The organism is Actinomadura sp. NPDC048032 (genome assembly GCF_040653175.1).
GTDB classification, from domain to species: Bacteria; Actinomycetota; Actinomycetes; order Streptosporangiales; family Streptosporangiaceae; genus Spirillospora; species Spirillospora verrucosospora.
The window spans coordinates 1-3,620 of record NZ_JBEZJP010000610.1 but is presented as its reverse complement, the minus strand read 5'-3'; the positions used below and the strand labels follow the sequence as shown (position 1 = coordinate 3,620).

Annotated in this window: 4 protein-coding genes and 1 pseudogene; all 5 read left to right on the top strand. The window is 73.2% G+C overall.

Annotated features, from left to right (window positions below; translation table 11 throughout):
- A pseudogene (locus AB0C69_RS39930) lies at nucleotides 1-483 on the top strand (aldolase); the annotation flags it as partial.
- A gap of 147 nt (nucleotides 484-630) precedes the next feature.
- On the top strand, nucleotides 631-1,947 hold the full coding sequence (locus AB0C69_RS39925; protein ID WP_360361566.1) for an alkaline phosphatase PhoX: 1,317 nt from the start codon (nucleotides 631-633) through the stop codon (nucleotides 1,945-1,947).
- Nucleotides 1,948-2,145: 198 nt separating this feature from the next.
- The gene (locus AB0C69_RS39920) at nucleotides 2,146-2,565 is read left to right on the top strand and encodes a hypothetical protein (RefSeq protein WP_360361563.1); all 420 of its coding nucleotides are present in this window, start codon (nucleotides 2,146-2,148) and stop codon (nucleotides 2,563-2,565) included.
- Entirely contained in the window at nucleotides 2,562-2,990 is a 429-nt protein-coding gene (locus tag AB0C69_RS39915; protein ID WP_360361560.1) for an SRPBCC family protein, read from the top strand. Before AB0C69_RS39920 ends, AB0C69_RS39915 begins: the two co-directional genes overlap by 4 nt.
- Before the next feature lie 29 nt (nucleotides 2,991-3,019).
- The coding region (locus AB0C69_RS39910) for a DNA-3-methyladenine glycosylase I (RefSeq protein WP_360361569.1) at nucleotides 3,020-3,620 on the top strand (601 nt) is incomplete at its 3' end.

Genomic DNA, 3,620 nt, shown 5'->3' with positions numbered 1-3,620 from the left:
GCGATCGCGGCGTCGGGGTTGGACGGCGGGAAGATGCTGTTGCGGGTGGATGACGCCGATCCGGCGACGGTGCGCACGTTGGAGGCGTGTGCGGGGGCGGTGTCGGAGTTGGCGGGGCGGGGGTTGATGGCGATGGTGGAGCCGTTCGTGTCGCGGCGGGTGCAGGGGCGGGTGCGTAACGATCTGTCGCCGGAGGCGATGACGCGTGCGGTTTCGATCGCGTCGGGGTTGGGGGAGACGTCGGCGTACACGTGGTTGAAGGTGCCGGTGGTGGCGGAGATGGAGCGGGTGATGGCTGCGTCGACGTTGCCGGCGCTGCTGCTGGGCGGTGAGGTGGCCGCCGACCAGGGCGCCGCGCGTGAGGGGTGGCGGCGGGCGTTGCGGTTGCCGACCGTGCGGGGTCTGGTGGTGGGCCGGTCCCTGCTGTATCCGCCGGACGGCGATGTCGCCGGGGCCGTCGACGCCGCGGTGGAGCTCCTCTGAGGCGGCGCTCCGCACGCCCGCGGGCACTCCCGGTCAGCGCGGACCAACGTTGTCCTGGGGTTTCTCCTCCCGGCCAGTGATCGTTCATACCCGGTTCAGGGACGGCGACCAGGCTCCCGCGTGATCCCCTTACGTGAAGGAGTGCCCATGTCCGTGACCCGTCGCGGAGTCGTCAAGGGCGGCGCGGCCGGCGCGCTGTCCATCGCCCTCGCCGGAAGCCTGGACGGAATCTTCCAGACGTCCGCAGGCGCCGATACCGGGGAGGCGTACGGCTACGGCCCGCTGGTCCCCGACCCCAAGGGCGTCCTGGACCTGCCCAAGGGCTTCTCCTACAAGACGCTGTCGGTGGAAGGCGAACCCATCTCCGAGGGCGTCGTCGTCCCCGGGCACCACGACGGGATGGCCACGTTCTCCGGCAGCCGCCACGGCCGCACCCGTCTGGTGCGCAACCACGAGCAGAGCAACAACGGCACCCGCGCCGTGGGCCGTCCCGAGCTGACCTACGACCCGGCCGCCAACGGCGGCACCACCACGCTGGAGGTCGACAGCCAGGGCGACCTGCTGTCGCAGTACGTCAGCCTCGCCGGGACGTCCACCAACTGCGCGGGCGGACGGACCCCGTGGGGGACGTGGCTGACCTGCGAGGAGACCGAGGGCTTCACGGGCCAGACCAAGAGCCACGGGTGGGTGTTCGAGGTCGACCCGACCGGCCGCAGGACCGAGCCCGTCCCGCTCACCGGGCTCGGCCGGTTCGCGCACGAGGCCGTCGCCGTCGACCCGCACACGCTCACCGCGTACCTGACCGAGGACGCCTCCAAGCCGTTCGGCCTGTTCTACCGGTTCCGGCCCCGCGCCCACCGCGGCGGCTACCACGCCTACATGTCGGGCGGAAAGCTGGAGGCGCTGAACGTCCCCGGCGTCCCGGACCTGTCGGCCGTCCAGGAGCCCGGGACGCGCCTGCGCGCCGGATGGGTGGAGGTGCCCGACCCGTCGGCGAAGCAGACGTCCGTCCGCAAGCAGTTCGACACGATCACGCGGAGCCAGAAGCTCGAAGGCGCCTGGTGGGGCCACGGCAAGGCCTACTTCGTGTGCAGCTACTCCCGGAAGTCCGACGGCGGCGCCGCCGACCACGCCGGGCAGGTCTGGACCTACGACCCGCACCGGAACGAGGTCGAGCTGCAGCTCGTCTTCAAGCCGGGCGGGCGCTTCGACGGCCCCGACAACATCACCGTGTCCCCGTACGGCGGCGGCGTGATCCTCGCCGAGGACGGCGACGGCGAGCAGTACCTCGTCGGCACCACCCGCCGGAACGAGCCGTTCGCGATGGCCCGCAACGCCCTCAACGACAGCGAGTTCACCGGCGTGACGTTCTCCCCGGACGGGCGGATCCTGTTCGCCAACCGCCAGTCCGACCCGGGCGCCACCTTCGCGATCACCGGCCCCTGGCACCGCCTGCGCGGCTGAGGACCACCGGCACGGCGTCCCCGGACGGGGCGAGCCGCTCGACACGGCTCGCCGGGGGCGCCGTGCCGCGTCCGCGACCCGCCGGAAACCGGCGCACCCGGTGGAAGGACCCCGCGCTCTTGCATCCCCATGCCGCCGAGCGTGGCACGATCGGGGACGGGGGATCGTCTTCCCCATGGGGTCCCGTCAGATCGGAGCGTGATCGTGGTCGTGGTTCTCGTCCTGGCCGGCGTGGCCGTGCTGGGCGCCGTCGTCGTCCTCGCCATGGGCCGCGGCGGCGGGCTGGCCGAGGCCCATCCCGACTATCCGCCGGTCAGCGTGGACGCCGAGGGGCGGCCCGTCCTCGGCTGGGAAGGCTCCCACCTGCGGTTCCCCCGGACTCTGTGGGGGTACCAGCCGCACGTGACCGAGGACGCGTTCCACCGCCTCACCGAGGCCCTGCACGAGCGCGACGCCCGCGTGGCGGACCTGGAGCGGCAGCTCCACGACGTCCGCGAGCGCGCCGGCGACGACGAACCGGCCGGGCCGGTCGGGGCCCTGCACGGCATCGAGGAGCCCGGCGCCGGGGTGGCGCTCGGCAAGGAGGCCTTCGAGGCGGACGCGGAGGAGAGCCGGTGAGCGCGGTCGCGGTCCACGCGGAGGCGGTCTCTGCGGCCCCGCCCGAGCGGCTCTTCGACGTCCTCACCGACTGGCCGCGGCACGCCGAGTGGATGCCGTTCACCCGCGCGGAGGGCGGCGACCAGGTCGGCGACGAGCTGCGGGCGTGGACCGGCCTCGGCCCGGTCGGCTTCCTCGACACCATGGTGATCACCGACTGGCGGGCCGGCCGCCGCGTCGCGGTCCGGCACACCGGCCGCGTGGTGCGCGGCGAGGCGTTCTTCAAGGTCGTCCCGGAGGGCTCGGGCAGCCGCGTCATCTGGGCCGAGCGCGTCGACCTGCCGCTGGGCCCCCTCGGCCGCGCCGCCTGGCTGGTCGCGGGGCCGGTCGTGAAGGCGTTCATGAGGCTCGGGCTGCGCCGCCTCGCCGTTCTGTCGCAGCCATGAGGTAGAACGGGCGCGTGAGCACCGCGATTATGGGCGAGGACGGGCTGGCGCGCTGCCCCTGGGGGCTGTCGGCGCCCGACTACGTCGCCTACCACGACGACGAATGGGGCCGTCCGGTCCGCGACGACCAGGGCCTCTACGAGCGGCTGTGCCTGGAGGCGTTCCAGTCGGGCCTGTCGTGGCTGACGATCCTGCGCAAGCGCGAGGGCTTCCGCGCCGCGTTCCACGGCTTCGACCCCGAGAAGGTCGCCGCGTTCGGGCCGGACGACGTCGAGCGCCTGATGGCCGACGCCTCCATCGTCCGCAACCGCGCCAAGATCGAGGCCACGATCGCCAACGCCCGCGCGGCCCTCGACCTCCCCGGCGGCCTCGCCGCCACCGCCTGGCGTTACGCCGACCCCGACTCCCCGTCCTATACCGACATGTCCGAGGTTCCCGCCTACACCGACGCGTCGAAGGCCCTCGCCAAGGAGCTGAAGAAGCACGGCTTCCGCTTCGTCGGCCCCACCACCGCCTACGCCCTCATGCAGGCCTGCGGCCTGGTCGACGACCACCTCACCGGTTGTGCGTTCTCTGCGTCCTCGCGGTCGGAGGGCCCCCGGGCCCTACGACCGCGGGGACGCCGAGTAC